This is a genomic window from Micromonospora sp. NPDC047644 (assembly GCF_040704315.1).
In the GTDB taxonomy this organism is placed as follows: domain Bacteria; phylum Actinomycetota; class Actinomycetes; order Mycobacteriales; family Micromonosporaceae; genus Micromonospora.
This window is the reverse complement of record NZ_JBEYSY010000001.1, coordinates 321,205-339,757: the sequence shown is the minus strand read 5'-3', so window position 1 is coordinate 339,757 and position 18,553 is coordinate 321,205. Positions and strand designations below refer to the sequence as shown.

Here is an 18,553-nt window from a genome sequence, read left to right as displayed (position 1 = left end):
AGTGTCGCCGGCATGGAAAGCCCCGATCCGCGCCCGTTCTCCGGCGCCCAGTGGACCATCTCCGCCGCCGGCCACGAGGCCGTCATCGTGGAGGTCGGCGGTGGGCTCCGGACGTACCGGCACGACGGTGTCGACCTGCTCGACGGGTACCGGACCGACGAGGTCTGCCCCGGTTGCACCGGGCAGGTGCTGGCACCGTGGCCGAACCGGATCCGCGATGGTCGCTACTCGTTCGACGGGCGGACGCACCAGCTCTCGCTGACCGAGCCGGAGCGGCACGTGGCCATCCACGGGCTGGTCAACTGGGTGCCGTGGCAGTTGCTGGAGCAGTCGGCGGACGCCGTGACGGTCGGGTACGACCTGCCGCCGCAGCCCGGCTACCCGTGGCCGTTGCGGCTGCGCAGCCGGTGGAGCGTCGACGCGGACGGGCTGCGCGCCGAGCACGAGGTGACGAACATCGGCGGGGAGCTCGCCCCGTTCGGCTTCTCCGTGCACCCGTACCTGCAACTGCCGGGCGTCGCGGTGGACGACCTGGTGATGCGGCTGCCCACCCGCAGCCGCGTGCTGGTGGACGGTCGGCTGCTGCCGGTGGGGGTCACCCCGGTGGCCGGCACCGAGTACGACTGGACCAGCCCCCGCCGGATCGGCGCTGCCGTGCTGGACTCCTGCTTCGGCGAGGTGATCCGGGACGCTGACGGCGGTTCGTCGGTGAGCCTCGCCGCGCCGGACGGTTCGGCCGGGGTGAGCATCTGGGCGGACGCCGAGTTCGGCTGGTGGCAGGTGTTCACCGGGGACGCCCTCACCGGCGAGCGGCACCGCCGTTCGGTGGCGATCGAGCCGATGACCTGCCCACCGGACGCGTTCCGGTCGGGCCGGGACCTGCTCACCCTCAAGCCCGGCGCGACCTGGCGAGGTGCCTGGGGCATCCGCCCCGGCGCCTGATGGAGTTCGCCGAGGTCGTCCGCCGACGGCGGATGGTGCGCAACTACGACCCGGACCGCCCGGTCCCGCCCGACGTGGTGGACCGGTTGCTCGACCACGCGGTCCGCGCGCCGTCGGCCGGCTTCGCCCAGGGCTGGGGCTTTCTGGTGTTGGAGGAGTCGGCCGATCGGGAGCGGTTCTGGGCGGCCACCACCCCCGACGGCGGTGGGCGGGAGCGTTGGCTCGCGGGCATGCGCCGGGCACCCCTGATCGTGGTGCCGCACGCCAACGAGTCGGCCTACCTGCGGCGGTACGCGGAGCCGGACAAGGGCTGGACGGATCAGTCCGCGGACCGGTGGCCGGTGCCGTACTGGCACGTGGACGCCGGATTCGCGGCGTTGCTGATGCTGCTCACCGCGGTGGACGAGGGGCTGGGGGCGTGCTTCTTCGGCATTCCGCAGCAGCGGCTCGCCGCCTACCGGGACGCGTTCGGCGTGCCGGCGGAGTACCAACCCATCGGTGCCGTCACAATCGGTTACCGTGCGGCTGACCATCGGTCACCGTCGTTGCGCCGTGGACGTCGCCCGATGGACGAAGTGGTGCGGCGCGGCCGGTGGAACTGACGCGGACGTCCCGTTCGTCCGGTTGAGGATCGGACGAGCGATAGCGAAACTGACATCAGGGAGCAGAACGTAGCGTGCGCTGGGCGGCTAGGCTGGCACGGTCATCGGTGCCGCGCCGCGCGGTGCCCGCCGCGGCCCGGCTCGGCGCCGTCGGTCGGCCCGGCCACGGGGAGGGGAGCGTGCCGTCGTGATCTTCAGAGCGGTCCGGGACGGGCGTCCCTATCCGGAGCACAATCTGACGCTCAAGCAGTGGGCGGAGATCCCGCCGAGGCCACTGCGCCTGGATCAGATGATCACCACGAAGCGCGAGCTGGCGCTGGACAAGCTCCTCGCCGAGGATTCGACCTTCTACGGTGACCTCTTCCCGCACGTCGTGCAGTGGAACGGCGGGCTCTACCTGGAGGACGGGCTGCACCGGGCGCTGCGCGCGGCGCTCCAGCAGCGCAACCAGATCCACGCGCGGGTGCTGGTGCTCTCCGAGCCCATCGAGTGACGAGCCCTTCTTGCCCGCGCTGAACCTTCGTTAGGGTGGCGTCCATGACCGCTGCGCTGGATCTGCTCGACCTGGACCCGTCGCTCAGCGAGGAGGAGCGGCAGATCCGCGACGTCGTCCGCCAACTCGTCGACGACCGGGTGCGACCCCACGTCGCCGAGTGGTACGAGGACGGCCGGGTGCCCGCCCGGGAGCTGGCCCGTGAGTTCGGCAAGCTCGGCCTGCTCGGCATGCACCTGACCGGCTACGGCTGCGCCGGCGCCTCCGCTGTCGCCTACGGCCTGGCCTGCCAGGAGTTGGAAGCCGGCGACTCCGGCCTCCGCTCCCTGGTCTCCGTGCAGGGGTCGTTGGCCATGTACGCCATCTGGCGCTACGGCAGCGAGGAGCAGAAGCAACGGTGGCTGCCGTCGATGGCCACCGGCGAGGCGATCGGCTGCTTCGGCCTGACCGAGCCGGATCACGGCTCCGACCCCGCGTCGATGGCCACCCGGGCCCGCCGCGACGGCGACGACTGGGTGCTCACCGGCGGAAAGATGTGGATCACCAACGCCCCGATCGCGGACGTCGCGGTGATCTGGGCGCGCACCGACGAGGGCGTACGGGGTTTCGCCGTACCCATGGACACCCCCGGCGTCTCGGCCCGCGAGATCCGCCGCAAGATGTCGCTGCGCGCGTCGGTGACCGGCGAGATCGTGCTCGACGACGTGCGGCTGCCGGGCGACGCCCAACTACCCGAGGCGGTCGGGCTCAAGGCCCCGCTGAGCTGCCTGACCGAGGCCCGCTACGGCATCGTCTGGGGCGCGGTCGGCGCGGCCCGCGACTGCCTCGAAACCACACTGGCGTACGCGAGCACCCGCACCCAGTTCGGTCGCCCCCTGGCCGGGTTTCAACTCACTCAGGCGAAGCTCGCCGACATGGCCGTCGAGTTGGTGAAGGGGCAACTGCTCGCGCTGCACCTGGGCCGCCTCGCCGACGCCCGGCGGTTGCGGCCCGAGCAGGTCAGTGTGGGCAAGCTGAACAACGTGCGGGAGGCGCTGGCCATCGCCCGGCAGTGCCGCACCATCCTCGGGGCCAACGGTGTGTCCGGCGAGTACCCGGTGATGCGGCACGCCAACAACCTGGAGAGCGTGCTGACCTACGAGGGCACCTCGGAGATCCACCAACTGGTCATCGGGCAGCGGCTGACCGGGCTCTCCGCATTCGCCTGACCTGCTCGTTTGTCGCTTCCTGGCGCTCGCCGCGCGACTGTCGTATCGGGGCCGTACCGTCATTGACAGACGACGTGTCTGACGAGGACGGTGAGCGTGATGGCCCGCGACGCTGGCAGCAACGAGCCCACGAGAGAGTTCCCCGGTTACCCGACCGGTGACGATCTCAAGGCGCGGTCGACCGCGACACCCGGGTGGACCACGGAGACGCCGGGTGGCCCCGGCGAGCCGGCCGGCCCCGGTGGACCCGCCGGCCCCGGTGGGCCTGGAGGTCCCGGTGGCCCGACGAGCGGTGGCGACGGCCCCGTCGGTGGTGGTGGTGGTGGCGGTGGGGCGGCCCGCGGTCTGCTCCTGCTGCTCGGCGCCGCCGCGCTGGCCGTGGTCGTGCTGCTCGGCATTCAGGCGACCGGCATCCTGCCGGAGTTCCGCAACCCGTTCGCCAAGGAGCAGACCGACCGCAGTCAGCCACCGCTGCTGAAGTCGATCCAGGACCTCAGCCGCTACGTGGCCGCGGAGGGCAACTTCCAGGTCGTGGTCGACACGCAGAACGACCGGCGCAACGTCCCGGACTTCCTGCTCAACGAGCGCACCCTGTTCGTCGGGGCCGGCAGCGTCGAGGCGTACGTCGACTTCACCAAGATCGGTGAGGGCGCCGTCGTCCAGTCCGCCGACGGCAAGTCCGTCGAGATCAAGCTGCCCGCGCCGCAACTCGGTGAGACCAACCTCGACATGGAGAAGAGCTACGTCTTCGCCGAGCAGCGCGGTCTGCTCAACCGACTCGGTGACCTGGTCGGCAACGACCCCAACCGGCAGCAGCAGGTCTACCAGCTCGCCGAGGAGCGGATCACCGCCGCCGCCCGGGACAGCGGGCTGTCGGCCCGAGCCGAGGAGAACACCCGCAAGATGCTGGAGGGGCTGCTCCGCTCCCTCGGCTACCAGCAGATCACGGTCACCTACATCGCCCCCTGACCTGCCCTCCCGTACGCCGAAGCGCCCGCACCGACCTCCGTCGGAGCGGGCGCTTCCGGTTCCGTGGGGGTGTGGGGCGGGGTCAGTGTCCGGTGGACGCGAGGTAGCGGTCCTCGTTCGGCATCAGCACCCACAGGATCAGGTAGACGATCACCTGCGTGCCGGGCAGCAGCAGAGACAGCAGGAACAGCAGCCGGACCATTCCGGCCGACATGCCGAACCGCCGCCCGAGACCGGCGCAGACACCAGCGATCATGCGCCCCTCGCGGGGTCGAACCAGTTTGCGACTCATCGTCGTACTCCCACTCTGCGGCGGTGCGCCGCGTCTGCAATCCACGGTAGAAAGGGATGGCCACCTCGCCCTCGGTCCCGAGGAGGAGTGGCGACCCGTGGACCCGTAGGTGCTTTACCCGGGTAACCCCTCGCTGACGCCTCCCGCGAGCCCGTCCGTCGCGGCCGTCTGGTGCGCGCCGCTCGTGCGAGCGGGGACCGGCCAGGCGGGGCGGGGCGCGGGGCGGGCGGGAGATGGCGGTCGGGTGTTCACGTGCCGGACCGGGTCGGCGGTGAGCTGGGCGGGTAGGCTGGTTGATCGGCCTTCCACACCCCGGGAGGCCGGCACCCATACCCCGGACGGTCACCAGCGGGGCCGCCAGACCGGCGGTCACGACCCGGCCGGGTCCCGTACGCCGGGACGACGGCGAGGAAGCGCAGCCATGATCAGTGTTTTCGACCTCTTCAGCGTCGGTATCGGGCCGTCCAGCTCACACACGGTGGGGCCGATGCGGGCCGCGCGGACGTTCGTCGGAGGGCTGAAGGCCGACGGGCTGCTCAGCGACACGGCGCGGGTGCAGGCCGAGTTGTTCGGCTCGCTCGGTGCCACCGGGCACGGCCACGGCAGTGGTCCGGCGGTGCTGCTCGGGTTGGCCGGCGAGTCGCCGGAGACCGTCGACACGGACACCGTCGGCCCTCGGGTCGAGCGGATCCGGGCCGAGCGGCGGATCAACATCCTCGACGCGCACGAGATCGACTTCGACCCGGATCGGGATCTGACGCTGCACCGCCGCCGGTCGTTGCCGTACCACCCGAACGGGATGACCTTCGCGGCGTACGACCGGACCGGCGCCGAGCTGCGCAGCCGCACCTACTACTCGGTGGGTGGCGGGTTCGTGGTCGACGAGGCCGCTGCCGGGGCGGACCGGATCAAGCCGGACAGCACCGTGGTGCGGTACCCCTTCCTGACCGGGGCGCAACTCCTCGACGTCACCACCCGCACCGGGCTGTCGATCAGCGAGGTGATGCTCGCCAACGAGCGTTCCTGGCGCAGTGAGGCGGACATCCGGGCCGGTCTGCTGGAGATCTGGCGGGTGATGCAGGAGTGCGTGCGCAACGGCTGCGAGCGCGACGGCGTACTCCCTGGGGGGTTGAGGGTCCGGCGGCGCGCGGCGGAGCTGCGGCGTGGCCTGGAGGCGGAGGCCGGGTCGGCCGACCCGCTGCACGCGATGGACTGGGTGACGCTGTTCGCGCTGGCGGTCAACGAGGAGAACGCGGCGGGCGGCCGGGTGGTCACCGCGCCGACCAACGGCGCGGCCGGGATCATTCCGGCGGTGCTGCACTACTACACCCGGTTCGTGCCGGACGCCGATGACGAGGGTGTGGTGCGGTTCCTGCTGACGGCGGGCGCGATCGGTGTGCTGTTCAAGGAGAACGCCTCGATCTCGGGCGCCGAGGTGGGCTGCCAGGGTGAGGTCGGTTCGGCGTGTTCGATGGCGGCGGCGGGGCTGGCCGAGGCGCTCGGGGGCACCCCAGAGCAGGTGGAGAACGCGGCCGAGATCGGGATGGAGCACAACCTCGGGTTGACCTGTGACCCGGTGGGTGGCCTGGTGCAGATCCCCTGCATCGAGCGGAACGCGGTGGCTAGCATCAAGGCGATCACGGCCGCCCGGTTGGCGTTGCGCGGCGACGGGGTGCACAAGGTGTCCCTGGACAAGGTCATCAAGACCATGCGGGAGACGGGCGCCGACATGAAGGTCAAGTACAAGGAGACGGCGCGTGGCGGTTTGGCCGTCAACGTGATCGAGTGCTGAGTCCGGTCGATTCGGGGCAATCGTTCACCGACTGCTAACCTGTCGTCCGTTTCAGGAGGCGGGAGGCTGCGGTGACCTCTGGCGTCGCGGCGTTGTGGTCGCACCGCAACTCGCTGCGCATCCTGGTCAGGCGGGATCTCGCGGTCAAGTACCAGCAGTCGGTGCTGGGCTACTTCTGGTCGTTGATCGAGCCGCTCGGCATGGGCGCCATCTACTGGTTCGTCTTCGGGGTGCTCTACTCCTCCGACACCGGTCGGCACCTCGGTGAGGCGGCCGGGTCGTACCCGTTGTTCCTGATCACCGGCATCTTCGCCTGGATGTGGACCAGCTCCGCGCTGAGCGAGGCGACGAACGCGCTGACCGGGCAGTCCCGGCTGATCACCACGATGAACGTCCCGCGTCAGGTGTTTCCGATCGGCCGGGTCACCGGCCGGTTCGCCGAGTACGCGGCCGGCCTGCCGATCCTGATCGCCATCGCGGTGATCTACGCGGTGCACGGTCGGATCCACCCGGGTTGGTCGCTGCTCTCCCTGCCGCTGGCGGTGGCCGTCCAGGCGGTCCTGTTGACCGGGCTCGCCCTGCTGCTGTCCGCCTGGAACGTGCTCATGCGCGACGTGGAACGGCTGATGCGGCTGATCATTCGGGTGCTGTTCTACGCCACACCGATCATCTATCCGCTCAGCCTGGTCCGGGAGTCCGGGCTGCCCGGCTGGCTGAAGGTGGCGTACGAGCTGAACCCGCTGGTCGGGATCTTCCAACTGCACCACGCGATCTGGTATCCGGACGAGTTCCCGGACGCCCGACTGCTCGCCACCACGATCGCCGGCAGCCTGCTGGTGCTGGCCGCCGGTTGGTGGTCGTTCCGCCGGTTGGAGCCCGCCGTGCTCAAGGAGCTGTGAGGTGGCCGCGCCGATCATCGAGGCCGACGGCCTGGGCATTCGGTTCGTCCGCAACCGTCGCCGTCAGCTCCGCCTGCGGGAGTTGTTCATCCACCGGGGCGCCCGCGGTGCGCTGCCCGGCCAATTCTGGCCGCTGCGGGACGTGTCGTTCACCGTCGAACCCGGCGAGACGGTCGGGGTGATCGGACGTAACGGCACCGGCAAGAGCACCCTGCTGCGGTTGATCGCCGGGGTGCTCATCCCGGACGAGGGCGGCATCCGGGTGCACGGCGCGGTGGCGCCGTTGCTGGAGTTGTCCGCCGGTTTCTCCAACGACCTGACCGGGCGGGAGAACCTGCACCTCGTCGGTGGGCTGCACGGACTGTCGACGAGCTACCTGAAGCGGCACTTCGACGAGATCGTCGAGTTCGCCGGCGAGCAGGTGGAACGGGCCATCGACACGTCCGTGCGGCACTACTCGTCGGGGATGAAGGTGCGGTTGGGCTTCGCGATCATCTCGCACCTGCCGCACCCGATCCTGCTGATGGACGAGGTGACCGCGGTCGGGGACGCGGAGTTCCGCAAGAAGTGTTACGCGACGATTGATCGTCTGCTCGGGGAGGGGCGCACGCTGGTGCTGGTGTCACACAACGAAAAGGACCTGACCCGGTTCTGTCGTCGGGGGTTGTACCTCGACGCGGGCCGGTTGACGCTCGACGGCACCATCGCCGAGGCGCTCGACGCGTACCACGCAGCGGTTCCGCGGTGACGCTCGCGATCGTGCTCGCCGCCGGAACGTCCGCGGCGGGCCTCACCACGGCGACAGGTGAGCAACTGGCCGACCGGCTGGCCGCCCAGCTGCGCCAGGCCGGGGCGGCCCAGGTGCGCTTCGCCGCCACCCTCGACGAGTTGTCCGACCTGGTCACCACCGCGACCGCCCCGGTGCTGATCACCGGCACGGATCTGGTCGCGCACACCGCCGTACTGCGGCACCTGGCCACCAACCCGGTGGGCCCCACCGTGGCGTTGGTGCTCGGCGACCCGCCGGTGCCCGGTCGGACCGCCGTGCGGGAGGAGCGCGGCCAGGTGGTCGACGCCGGCGCGTTGGACGCCCTCGACGGGGCCGCCACCGGCGTGTTCGGCGGCGCGCTGCGGGTCGGCGTGGACGACCTGCCGACCCTCGCGGCCGCCGCCCGGGCCGCCGCGTCCGGGCTGCTTCCGGTCGCCGCCCCGATCGGCCCGACCGGCGACGTGGCACCGCTGCCGGCGACCGGCGGGGCCGGCGGGTCGGTGGCGGCCGGTGGCCCCGGTTCCGCCGTGGACCGGCTCTTCGCGGGCCTCACGGCGCTCGGCACCCTGGTCTTCGCCCAGCGGGTACGCCTGCTCGTCGCCCACCGGGTCGAGGACCCGGCCGGGCTCACCGCTGCCGAGGCGGCGGTGACCGCTGTCGACGAGGACCGGGCCGAGTTGCGGCTGTCGGTGAAGGAGAAGGACGACTTCTTCTCCACCTACTTCGTCAGCACCTGGTCGCCGTACCTGGTCCGGCTCTCGGCCCGGCTCCGGCTCACCCCGACCGGGGTGACGGTGATCTCCGTGCTCTTCGCGCTCGGCGCGGCGGTGCTGTTCGGAGTCGGTGGGCGGCCCGCGCTGGTCGGTGGCGCGGTGTTGCTCTACCTCGGCTTCGTGCTCGACTGTGTCGATGGCCAACTGGCCCGCTACACCCGGCACTTCAGCGCCTGGGGTGGCTGGCTGGACACCATGGCGGACCGGGCCAAGGAGTACCTGGTCTACGCCGGGCTGGGCTTCGGTGTGAGCCATGCCGGGCTGGGCAACGGGTGGGCGCTCGCGATCGCCGCGATGACGTTGCAGACCGTCCGGCACATGACCGACACGTGGTACGGGGTGCTGCACGACGAGGCGGCCCGCCGCCCGCGTACGGCCACGAACGCCAGCGGCGGGATCGGCGACCGGCTCAACGCCGCGTCGACCCGGGTGCAGGCGGACACCGGGTCGGTGTCGTACTGGCTGAAGCGGACGGTGGTCTTCCCGATCGGTGAGCGGTGGGCACTGATCGCGCTGACCGTGGCGCTGTTCAACCCACTGGTCAGCCTGATCGCGGTGCTGGTCTGGGGGGTCCTGGCGTTCGCGTACACCGGGGCGCTGCGGACCCTGCGGGCCCGGTGGATGTGGGTGCCGGTGCTGGACACGGTCGACGCCACCCTGCACCGCGACGACGGCCCGTTGGCCCGTTGGCTGCCGGTGGTCCGCCCGATGGGCCCGCTGACCCTGGCGGTGATCGCCGCGCTCGGCCCGGCGGCCCTCCTGGTGGCGGCTCTGCTGAGCGACGCCCCGGACGGGCTGCGCTGGGCGGTGCCGGTGGCGCTGCTGGTGCTGCTCATCGGTGGCCTCGGGGCCGGTGCGGCGCACAACGGCCCGCTGGACTGGCTGGTGCCCGCGGCGTTGCGGGGCGCCGAGTACCTGTTCGCCATCGCGGTCGGGGTGGTCGGCGCGGCACCCGGCTGGCTGATCTTCGGGTACGTCCTCGTGCTCACCGTGCACCACTACGACCTGACCGCCCGGCTGGAGAAGCGGCAGGCGGCACCGCCCCTGCACGCGGCGACGCTGGGCTGGGAGGGGCGCTCGGTGCTGCTGGCCCTCGCGGCGATCGCCGGCATTGCGGGTATCGGACTGGCTACACTCGGTGCGTACCTTCTCGTGGTTTTCGTGGTGAGCGTCGTCCTGGCCTGGTTCGTGCGACCGGCCCGTAGCGCGCGGGCGTCGGTGGCGCCGGCGGGCGCTGGAGGTGTCGCGCCGCGCTGACGGAGGGCGGCCGGATGACTCTGATCAGCTTCGTGGTGCCGGCCTTCCGGGTGCAGGGATACCTGCGGGAGTGCCTGGACTCCATCCTCGGTCAGCCGGAGACCGACATCGAGGTGATCGCCGTCGACGACTGCTCGCCGGACGCCAGCGGCGACATCATCGACGAGTACGCGGCCCGCGACCGGCGGGTCCACTCGGTCCGGCTGCCGGAGAACGTCGGCCTCGGTCCGGCCCGGAACATCGGGCTGGACCGGGCCGTCGGCGAGTACGTGTGGTTTCTCGACGGTGACGACTGGCTCGCTCCGGAGTGCCTGACCGAGGTCGCCGAACGGTTGCGGGTCACCCGCCCGGACGTCCTGCTGGTCGACCACGTCCGCACCCACTGGAACGACACCGCCACCCGCAGCGCGATGGCCGAGGTGTTTCCGGAGTCCCCGGGGCCGGGCACCTTCCGGTTGCGGGACCGGCCGCAGGCGATGCACCTGCTGCACACCGCGTGGAACCGGCTGGTCCGTCGGGAGTTCCTCGCCGACCTGGGGTTGCGTTTCGCGCCCGGCTGGTACGAGGACGTCTCCTTCAGCTACCCGGTGCTGATGGCCGCACACCGGATCGGCGTACTGGACCGGGTCTGCGTCAACTACCGCCAGCGCCGCGCCGGCGCGATCACCCGGACCCGGGGTGACCGGCACTTCGAGGTCTTCCCGCAGTGGCACCGGGTCTTCCACCTGATGGATTCGTGGGGGCCGGCGACGGAGGCCCTGCGGCCGGCGGTCTTCGAACGGATGATCTGGCACTACCTGACCGTGCTCGGCAATGGTCAGCGGATCGCCCCGGAGCTGCGGGAGGCGTTCTTCGCGCAGATCACCGCGGACTACGAGCGTTGGCTGCCGCCCGGCGGATACCCGGTGCCGGACGGGGTCGAGGGGATCAAGCACAAGCTCGTCGCCTCCGGCCGGTGGCGCACCTTCAGCGCGTTGCGGGCCGCCAGCCGGGCCCGCGACTCCGCCCGCCGGCGGGCCCGCTCCGCGCGGCGCAGGGTCGGCCCGGTCGCCCGGCGCGGTGCCCGGCTGACCCGGGACGGGCTGCTGCGTGAGTACTACCGGGCCGAGTTGCGGCGGCCGGTCGACCCGACGCTCGCGGTGTACGCGGCGTACTGGTACCGGGGCTACTCCTGCAACCCGGCGGCCATCTACGAGGTCGCCCGCCGGTTGGCGCCGGGGGTGCGCGGGGTGTGGGTGGTACGCCGGGACCGGGTGGAGGCCGTACCGCCCGGAGTGGAGTACGTGGTGGCCGGCACGCCGGCGTACTACCGGGTGCTCGCCCGCGCCCGGTGGCTGGTCAACAACGTCAACTTTCCGGACTTCGTCCGCAAGCGACCGGAACAGGTGCACGTGCAGACCCACCACGGCACGCCGGTCAAGGTGATGGGGCTGGATCAGCAGCGCTACCCGATCGGCGCGGGCCGGATGGACTTCGCAGGGCTGCTGCGCCGGGTGGACCGCTGGGACTACAGCGTCAGCGCCAACAGCTTCTCCACCCAGATGTGGGACCGGGCGTACCCGGCCACGTACACCACGCTGGAGGTGGGCTACCCGCGCAACGACCGCCTGGTCACCGCGGGTCCGGACGAGGTGCGCCGACTCCGCGCGGAGTTCGGCCTCGACCCCGACGAGCAGGTTGTCCTGTACGCCCCGACGCACCGCGAGCACCTGCCCGGCTACCGGCCACCGTTCGACCCGGACCGGTTCGTCGCGGCGCTGGGTGACTCGGGCCGGCTGCTGATGCGCAGCCACTACTTCCACGACCGTGACCGACGTCCCGGCCAGCCGAGGGGCTGGGAGCGGGTTCGTGACGTCAGCGGCCACCAACGGGTGGAGGATCTGTACCTGGTGGCGGATGTGCTGGTCACCGACTACTCATCGGCCATGTTCGACTATGCGGTGTTGGATCGGCCGATCGTGCTCTACACCCCGGACTGGGAGGCGTACCGGCTGGCCCGGGGGGTCTACTTCGACGTCACCGCCGAACCGCCGGGGGCGGTGGCCTCCACTTTCGCCGATCTGCTCGATCTGTTCCGCACCGACGGGGTGCGCTCGGACGCGGCGACCAAGGCCCGGGAGCATTTCCGGGCCCGGTTCTGCACCTTGGACGACGGGCGGGCGGCGGAGCGGGTGGTGCGGCAGGTGTTCCTCGGCGAGCCGGACGAGCGGTCCACACGCTGCTGATCGCGGTTTCTGTCGTGTAATAGCAGTGTCATCGATCGAACATGAGACGTTTACCCGATGTCACAAACCCATGATCCTGGTCACAGTCTTGGGGGGTTCGGCCGACGCGCTGGGGGGGAAGACGGTGAGCACCGTCACGCTCAAGGATGTGACCAAGGTTTTCCGAGATGGCACATTGGCCGTCGACAGCATCAACCTCGATGTGAACGACGGCGAGTTCATGGTGCTGCTCGGGCCCTCCGGCTGCGGCAAGTCGACAGTGCTGCGAATGATCGCCGGGCTGGAGGAGCCGACCACCGGCGCGGTCATGCTCGACGGGGAGTTGGCGAACGACCTCCCCCCACGCGACCGCAGGATCGCCATGGTCTTCCAGGACTTCGCCCTCTACCCGCACATGACGGTCGGCGACAACATCGCCTTTCCGTTGCGGCTGGCCGGGGTCGAGCCCGAGCCGCGGGGCGAGCGGGTCAGCGACGTGGCGAGCGCGCTGGGCATCGGTGACGTGCTGGCCCGCAAGCCGGGTCAGCTCTCCGGCGGGCAGCGGCAGCGGGTGGCGATGGGGCGCGCGATCGTCCGCCGGCCCGGCCTGTTCCTGATGGACGAGCCGCTGTCCAACCTGGACAGCGGCCTGCGCGCCGAGTTGCGCGCGGAGATCTCCGGCCTGACCCGCGAGCTGGGCGTCACCACTGTCTACGTCACACACGACCAGGCCGAGGCGCTCACCATGGCCGACCGGGTGGCGATCATGCGCCGCGGCGTGCTCCAGGACGTGGGCACACCGACCCAGGTGTACGGCCGGCCGGCGACGCTCTACGTCGCGGCATTCCTGGGCAGCCCACGGATGAACCTGCTGGAGGCGTCGGTCTACGTCCATCTCGACCGGTACGTCACGCTCAACCTGGGTGACCAGTCGCTCTACCTGCCCTGGAACGACATTCGCAGTCGGGCGGTGGCGCACTACCACGGCGAGCGGATCGTGGTCGGCATGAGGGCCGAGGCGCTCACCCCGGTCGCACCGGACACCCCCGGCGACGTGCTGCGCGGGCGGATCCGCTATCTGGAGCACCACGGGCACGAGTCGTTGGCGTTCCTCGACATCGGCGCGACCGCGATCGTGGTCGACGAGATGGGTGCCCCGCTCGAACCGCCGCCGGTCGGCCAACGTGGCCTCCGCCGCTTCGGCTCGGTGATGCAGCGGCTCACCGGCAAGCCGGTGGATGCGCAGGAGGCCCCGGCCAGTGGCGTCCAGACCAGCGTGCTTCCCGATCCGGGCCGGCACCACCGTCGCCCGGCGGAGCTGGCGGTGCGGCTGGCGCCGTACCCGGCGGTCAGCGCCGGTCACCCGCTGGCCGTCTCGGTACGGATGGACGCGCTGCACTTCTTCGACGAGCGGGGCGACCGGATCGACGTGGGTTGGCGCTGACGGCGACTGACCGTGCCGCTCTGGCGGCGAAGGCGCTGGTTGCCGGCCTGGTTACCGGTTAGTAACGTCAGGCCATGACTATCGACTCCCGCCAGGTGGCGGCCGGCATGTTGGAAGCGGTGCCGTTCGCTCGCACGCTCGGTATCGAGTTCGTCGAGGTGGCGCCCGAGGCGGAGGGCGGTGTCCGGGCGGTCGTCCGGCTGCCCGACTCGGCGGCCACCCACAACCACATCGGCGGGCCGCACGCCGGCGCGATGTTCACCCTCGGCGAGACGGCCTCCGGCGCGGTCGTGCTGGCCGCCTTCGGGCAACTGCTCGACCGGGCCGTGCCACTGGCCGTCCGGGCCGAGATCGCCTACCGGAAACTCGCCATGGGTCCGGTGCTGGCCACCGCGCGCCTCGGCCGGCCGGCGGCCGAGGTGACCGAGGAGTTGGCCGCCGGTCGACGCCCGGAATTCCCTGTCGCGGTCCAGATCAGCACCGAGGACGGCAAGCCGACCTCGGAGATGACGGTGATCTGGACGCTGCGACCGAACTGAAACGCCTCAGGGCGGCTGAAATGGGTTTGCGGGCCCAGCAGGGTGGATAGATTCGTACCGTGCTGGGCCTACCTGCTCACGTGACCGCCTGTCTCTTCGACCTGGACGGTGTGCTGACGCAGACCGCCCGCGTACACAACGCCGCCTGGACGCAGACGTTCGACGAGTTTCTCCGCCAGCGCGCCACGACCTCCGGCGAACCGTTCCAACCGTTCGACCCGGGCCCGGACTACAACCGTTATGTCGACGGCCGCCCCCGGGCCGACGGCGTCCGGTCCTTCCTCGCCTCCCGAGGGATCGTGCTGCCCGAGGGCGGCCCGGACGATCCGCCGGAGGCGGAGACCGTCAACGGCCTGGGCAACCGCAAGAACGTCCTGCTGCTGCACCGTCTGCGTACCGCAGGCGTCGAGGTCTACCCGGGCTCGGTGCGCTATCTCAAGGCGGCGACCGCCGCCGGGCTCCGCCGCGCCGTGGTCACCGCCAGCGCGAACGGGGGTGAGGTGGTCGCCGCCGCCGGGCTGGAGCCGCTGCTGGAGGCCCGGGTGGACGGGATCGTCGCCCGCACGCAGGGGCTGCGCGGCAAACCACACCCCGACTCGTTCCTCGCCGGAGCCAGGCTGCTCGGCGTCGACCCGACGCAGGCCGCCGTCTTCGAGGACGCGCTCTCCGGGGTGGCCGCCGGCCGCGCCGGTGGCTTCGGCTACGTGGTCGGCGTCGACCGGGTCGGGCAGGCCGACGAGTTGCTGGCCCACGGGGCCGACATCGTGGTGACCGACCTCGCCGACCTGCTGGACGGCGCCAACCCCCCGGCGCCGAACCGCACCGCGACCGACCCGCTCGCCGCCGAACGGGGCTCTGGATGATCCGGGAGCGCGCCTACCCGGTCGAGCCGTGGCACGTCCGGGAGACGCGGCTGGACATGGACGTGCTGGCCCAGTCGGAGTCGGTCTTCGCGCTCTCCAACGGGCACGTCGGCCTGCGAGGCAACCTCGACGAGGGCGAACCGCACGGCCTGCCCGGCACCTACCTCAACTCGTTCTACGAGCTGCGTCCACTGCCGTACGCGGAGGCGGGCTACGGCTTTCCCGAGTCCGGACAGACCATCGTCAACGTCACCAACGGCAAACTGATCCGGCTGCTGGTCGACGACGAACCGCTCGACGTGCGGTACGGCGAGCTGATCGCCCACGAGCGGATCCTCGACCTGCGGGCCGGCACGCTGCACCGCGAGCTGCACTGGCGCTCGCCCGCCGGCCGGGAGGTCAAGGTCCGCAGCACCCGTCTCGTCTCGTTCACCCAGCGGTCCGTGGCCGCCATCAGCTACGAGGTGGAGGCCGTCGACGGCCCGCTGCGGCTGATCGTGCAGTCCGAGCTGGTGGCGAACGAGTCGTTGCCCGCGCAGAGCAAGGACCCCCGGGTCGCGGCGGTACTGGAGTCGCCACTCCAGGCCGAGGAGGAGCTGACCACCCCCGACGGAGGCCAGCTGATCCACCGCACGAAGGTCTCGGGTCTGCGGGTCGCCGCCGCCATGGAGCACGAGGTGCACGGCCCGGACCACACCACCATCGAGTCCGAGGGGTACCAGGACTGGGTGCGGACCACCATCGCCTGCGTGCTCCAGCCCGGCGAGAAGCTGCGGGTGATCAAGTATCTGACGTACAGCTGGTCGAGTCGCCGGTCCCTGCCGGCGTTGCGCGACCAGGTCGGCGCGGCACTGGCCGGCGCCCGGCTCGACGGATGGGACGGGCTGCACCGGGAGCAGCGCAACTACCTCGACGCGTTCTGGGATGCCTCCGACGTGCTGGTCGAGGGCGACCCGGAGGTGCAGCAGGCGGTCCGGTTCGGGCTCTTCCACGTGTTGCAGGCCGGCGCGCGGGCCGAGCAACGGCCGATCTCGGCGAAGGGGCTGACCGGCCCCGGTTACGACGGCCACGCCTTCTGGGACACCGAGATGTTCGTCCTCCCGGTGCTCACGTACACCCAGCCGAGCGCGGTGCGCAGCGCGTTGCAGTGGCGACACAGCACGCTGGACTCGGCGCGGGAACGCGCCGAGACGCTCAACCTCAAGGGCGCCGCCTTCCCCTGGCGCACCATCGGCGGCCCGGAATCATCCGGTTACTGGCCGGCCGGGACGGCAGCCTTCCACATCGCCGCCGACATCGCCGACGCCGTGCGCCGCTACGTGATGGTCACCGGGGACACCCAGCTGGAACGGGAGATCGGGCTGGAGCTGCTGGTGGAGACCGCCCGGCTGTGGCGCTCGATCGGCCACCACGACCGGCACGGGCAGTTCCACATCGACGGGGTCACCGGCCCGGACGAGTACACCGCGGTGAAGAACGACAACGTCTACACCAACCTGATGGCGCAGCGGAACCTGCTCGCCGCCGCCGACGTGGTCATGCGCCACCGGGACGAGGCGTTCCACCTCGGCGTCACCGACGAGGAGGCCGCGAGCTGGCGCGACGCCGCCACCTCCATGCACGTCCCGTACGACGAGGAGCTTGAGGTCCACGAGCAGGTGGAGGGTTTCACCCGACTCCAGGAATGGGACTTCACGCACACACCGGCGGAGAAGTACCCGCTGCTGCTGCACTACCCGTACTTCGAGCTGTACCGCAAGCAGGTGGTGAAGCAGGCCGACCTGGTCCTCGCCATGCACTGGCGGGGGGACGCCTTCACCGCCGAGGAGAAGGTGCGCAACTTCCTCTACTACGAGCGCCGCACCGTCCGCGACTCGTCGTTGTCGGCGTGCACCCAGTCGGTGCTCGCCGCCGAGGTGGGCCACCCCGAACTCGCGCACACCTACCTGCGCGAGGCCGCGCTGATGGACCTGCACGACCTCAACGAGAACACCCGCGACGGCGTACACATGGCGTCGTTGGCCGGCGCGTGGCTCGCCCTGGTCAGCGGGTTCGGCGGTCTACGCGACCACGACGGCGAGCTGTCCTTCGCCCCCCGGCTCTCCAGCCGACTCAGCCGGTTGGAGTTCTCACTCCAGTGGCGGGGGTTGTCGCTGCGGGTGGATGTCCGGCCGCACCAGACGACGTACTCGCTGCGACACGGCGGCCCGGACGATGTGGTGGAGCTGCGCCACCATGACCAGCTGCTGCGGGTGACCTGCGACGAGCCGGTGACGGTGCCCGTGCCGCCGGCCGAACCGTCCGGCCCGCCGCCCGAGCAGCCGCCGGGCCGGTCCCCGCTGCTGCGGTTGCCCGAACGCGAACAGTGACGGGCGGGGCGGGAGTCTCCCCGCCCCGCCCGCCCGCGCCGTCGATCAGACCGGCTCGCCGGTCACAGTTGATCGGACCGGTTCGCCGGTCACAGTCGATCAGACCGGCTCGCCGGTCGACGGACGCCCGATCGCGTCCCGGGGCGCCGCCGCCTTCGGATCGTCGGGCAGCCGGGCCGAAGCGGCCTGATCACCGAAATCCTGGTCCCCGACGTCCTGGTTGCGCCCGGCGTCCTGTTCACGCTGGGCTCGCTCGGTCAGCTGCTGCTGCCGGGAAATCTGCTGCTTGGCCATGGCGATCCTCGCGATCCGTCGGGGCGCGGCTGCGCCGACACGGTCTGCGGTCGCTCGTCGCGTACCCGACGCCCCAGCCGACAAACGCGGCCCGGCGGCGGGCCCACGGCCCGCGGTTAACGCCGTCGCGGCGTGCGTGCCCGGCGGTGGGCGGGGTACCCGGGCCACCGGCGAGGACACGGAGGTGGGGCATGGACCAGCAGCGCAGCGTGACCGTTCCGGTCGGGGACGCCCAACTCGCCGCCGACCTGACGCTGCCTGCCCAGCCGGTCGGCGTGGTGCTGTTCGCCCACGGCAGCGGCAGTTCCCGGCACAGCCCGCGCAACGTGGCGGTGGCCCGGACGCTGAACGACCGTGGGCTCGGCACGGTGCTGGCGGACCTGCTCACCCCGGCCGAGGACGAGGTGGACGCGCGCACAGCCGAACTGCGCTTCGACATCGGGCTGCTGGCCAGCCGGCTGGCCGGGATCGTCGACTGGCTGGCCGTCGAGCGTCCTGCCGGCGATGCGCCGATCGGGCTGTTCGGAGCCAGCACGGGTGCCGCCGCCGCCCTGGTCGCGGCGTCGTCCCGCGCCGATCGGGTGGCCGCGGTGGTCAGCCGGGGTGGTCGGCCGGACCTGGCCGGGAACGCGCTGACCCAGGTGCGTACCCCGACGTTGCTTCTGGTCGGCGGGCTGGACGAAGAGGTGATCACACTCAACGAGCGGGCGCTGGCCGAGTTGGGGGAGGTCGGCGAGTTGCGGGTGATCGCCGGTGCCACCCACCTCTTCGAGGAGCCCGGCACCCTTGAGCAGATCGCCGATCAGGCTGGCGCCTGGTTCACCACGCACCTCGGTCGGTGATG

The 18,553-nt window shown here is 71.4% G+C and carries 17 protein-coding genes; 15 read left to right on the top strand and 2 right to left on the bottom strand.

Features of this window, described 5'->3' with window-relative positions; translation table 11 throughout:
* Positions 1–12 precede the first annotated feature (12 nt).
* The 5 genes from AB0877_RS01575 (at position 13) to AB0877_RS01555 (ending at position 4,214) form a co-directional block, all read left to right on the top strand.
* Positions 13–942, top strand: a complete 930-nt coding sequence (locus AB0877_RS01575) for an aldose 1-epimerase family protein (RefSeq protein WP_366605661.1) — start codon at positions 13–15, stop codon at positions 940–942.
* Positions 942–1,544 (top strand): nitroreductase family protein, encoded by a 603-nt coding sequence (locus AB0877_RS01570; protein WP_366605659.1) that lies wholly within the window; start codon positions 942–944, stop codon positions 1,542–1,544. Before AB0877_RS01575 ends, AB0877_RS01570 begins: the two co-directional genes overlap by 1 nt.
* Before the next feature lie 187 nt (positions 1,545–1,731).
* On the top strand, positions 1,732–2,037 hold the full coding sequence (locus AB0877_RS01565; RefSeq protein WP_030329612.1) for a type II toxin-antitoxin system VapB family antitoxin: 306 nt from the start codon (positions 1,732–1,734) through the stop codon (positions 2,035–2,037).
* Between the two features lie 44 nt (positions 2,038–2,081).
* A complete protein-coding gene (locus AB0877_RS01560) occupies positions 2,082–3,245 on the top strand; it encodes an acyl-CoA dehydrogenase family protein (RefSeq protein WP_366605657.1) in 1,164 nt (387 codons plus the stop codon).
* Positions 3,246–3,344: 99 nt separating this feature from the next.
* Positions 3,345–4,214 carry a DUF4230 domain-containing protein gene (locus AB0877_RS01555; protein WP_366605655.1) on the top strand — a complete coding sequence of 290 codons (870 nt, stop codon included), beginning with the start codon at positions 3,345–3,347 and terminating at the stop codon, positions 4,212–4,214.
* Between the two features lie 82 nt (positions 4,215–4,296).
* Here the strand turns inward: AB0877_RS01555 and AB0877_RS01550 are convergent, their stop codons facing one another.
* Positions 4,297–4,506 carry a PspC domain-containing protein gene (locus AB0877_RS01550; protein ID WP_030486383.1) on the bottom strand — a complete coding sequence of 70 codons (210 nt, stop codon included), beginning with the start codon at positions 4,504–4,506 and terminating at the stop codon, positions 4,297–4,299.
* Between the two features lie 421 nt (positions 4,507–4,927).
* On the opposite strand from AB0877_RS01550, the gene AB0877_RS01545 reads away from it, so the two are divergent.
* The 9 genes from AB0877_RS01545 (at position 4,928) to AB0877_RS01505 (ending at position 17,415) form a co-directional block, all read left to right on the top strand.
* A complete protein-coding gene (locus tag AB0877_RS01545; RefSeq protein ID WP_366605653.1) occupies positions 4,928–6,298 on the top strand; it encodes an L-serine ammonia-lyase in 1,371 nt (456 codons plus the stop codon).
* Positions 6,299–6,369: 71 nt separating this feature from the next.
* Entirely contained in the window at positions 6,370–7,197 is an 828-nt protein-coding gene (locus tag AB0877_RS01540) for an ABC transporter permease (protein WP_366605651.1), read from the top strand.
* A 1-nt stretch (position 7,198) separates the two neighbouring features.
* Positions 7,199–7,945, top strand: a complete 747-nt coding sequence (locus AB0877_RS01535; protein WP_357355862.1) for an ABC transporter ATP-binding protein — start codon at positions 7,199–7,201, stop codon at positions 7,943–7,945.
* A gap of 11 nt (positions 7,946–7,956) precedes the next feature.
* Positions 7,957–9,996, top strand: a complete 2,040-nt coding sequence (locus AB0877_RS01530) for a DUF5941 domain-containing protein (RefSeq protein ID WP_366606161.1) — start codon at positions 7,957–7,959, stop codon at positions 9,994–9,996.
* 14 nt (positions 9,997–10,010) lie between these two features.
* Positions 10,011–12,221 (top strand): bifunctional glycosyltransferase family 2 protein/CDP-glycerol:glycerophosphate glycerophosphotransferase, encoded by a 2,211-nt coding sequence (locus AB0877_RS01525; protein ID WP_366605650.1) that lies wholly within the window; start codon positions 10,011–10,013, stop codon positions 12,219–12,221.
* Positions 12,222–12,345: 124 nt separating this feature from the next.
* A complete protein-coding gene (locus AB0877_RS01520) occupies positions 12,346–13,644 on the top strand; it encodes an ABC transporter ATP-binding protein (RefSeq protein ID WP_366605648.1) in 1,299 nt (432 codons plus the stop codon).
* A 74-nt stretch (positions 13,645–13,718) separates the two neighbouring features.
* Positions 13,719–14,183, top strand: a complete 465-nt coding sequence (locus AB0877_RS01515; RefSeq protein WP_366605647.1) for a DUF4442 domain-containing protein — start codon at positions 13,719–13,721, stop codon at positions 14,181–14,183.
* 59 nt (positions 14,184–14,242) lie between these two features.
* Positions 14,243–15,046, top strand: a complete 804-nt coding sequence (locus AB0877_RS01510) for a beta-phosphoglucomutase family hydrolase (RefSeq protein ID WP_366605645.1) — start codon at positions 14,243–14,245, stop codon at positions 15,044–15,046.
* Positions 15,043–17,415 (top strand): glycoside hydrolase family 65 protein, encoded by a 2,373-nt coding sequence (locus tag AB0877_RS01505; RefSeq protein ID WP_366605644.1) that lies wholly within the window; start codon positions 15,043–15,045, stop codon positions 17,413–17,415. Before AB0877_RS01510 ends, AB0877_RS01505 begins: the two co-directional genes overlap by 4 nt.
* 99 nt (positions 17,416–17,514) lie before the next feature.
* On the opposite strand, the gene AB0877_RS01500 is transcribed toward AB0877_RS01505, so the two are convergent.
* Entirely contained in the window at positions 17,515–17,709 is a 195-nt protein-coding gene (locus AB0877_RS01500) for a hypothetical protein (RefSeq protein ID WP_366605643.1), read from the bottom strand.
* 191 nt (positions 17,710–17,900) lie between these two features.
* Between AB0877_RS01500 and AB0877_RS01495 the strand changes: the two genes are divergently transcribed.
* Positions 17,901–18,551 carry an alpha/beta fold hydrolase gene (locus AB0877_RS01495; RefSeq protein WP_366605641.1) on the top strand — a complete coding sequence of 217 codons (651 nt, stop codon included), beginning with the start codon at positions 17,901–17,903 and terminating at the stop codon, positions 18,549–18,551.
* The last annotated feature ends 2 nt before the right edge of the window (positions 18,552–18,553 follow it).

Excerpts from the sequence above, each read along its gene's own strand:
- AB0877_RS01555 (WP_366605655.1), top strand. The coding sequence starts at position 3,345 with ATGGCCCGCGACGCTGGCAGCAACGAGCCCACGAGAGAGTTCCCCGGT.
- AB0877_RS01505 (WP_366605644.1), top strand. The coding sequence starts at position 15,043 with ATGATCCGGGAGCGCGCCTACCCGGTCGAGCCGTGGCACGTCCGGGAG.
- AB0877_RS01545 (WP_366605653.1), top strand. The coding sequence starts at position 4,928 with ATGATCAGTGTTTTCGACCTCTTCAGCGTCGGTATCGGGCCGTCCAGC.
- AB0877_RS01525 (WP_366605650.1), top strand. The coding sequence starts at position 10,011 with ATGACTCTGATCAGCTTCGTGGTGCCGGCCTTCCGGGTGCAGGGATAC.
- AB0877_RS01500 (WP_366605643.1), bottom strand. The coding sequence starts at position 17,709 with ATGGCCAAGCAGCAGATTTCCCGGCAGCAGCAGCTGACCGAGCGAGCC.
- AB0877_RS01570 (WP_366605659.1), top strand. The coding sequence starts at position 942 with ATGGAGTTCGCCGAGGTCGTCCGCCGACGGCGGATGGTGCGCAACTAC.
- AB0877_RS01495 (WP_366605641.1), top strand. The coding sequence starts at position 17,901 with ATGGACCAGCAGCGCAGCGTGACCGTTCCGGTCGGGGACGCCCAACTC.
- AB0877_RS01560 (WP_366605657.1), top strand. The coding sequence starts at position 2,082 with ATGACCGCTGCGCTGGATCTGCTCGACCTGGACCCGTCGCTCAGCGAG.
- AB0877_RS01515 (WP_366605647.1), top strand. The coding sequence starts at position 13,719 with ATGACTATCGACTCCCGCCAGGTGGCGGCCGGCATGTTGGAAGCGGTG.
- AB0877_RS01550 (WP_030486383.1), bottom strand. The coding sequence starts at position 4,506 with ATGAGTCGCAAACTGGTTCGACCCCGCGAGGGGCGCATGATCGCTGGT.
- AB0877_RS01575 (WP_366605661.1), top strand. The coding sequence starts at position 13 with ATGGAAAGCCCCGATCCGCGCCCGTTCTCCGGCGCCCAGTGGACCATC.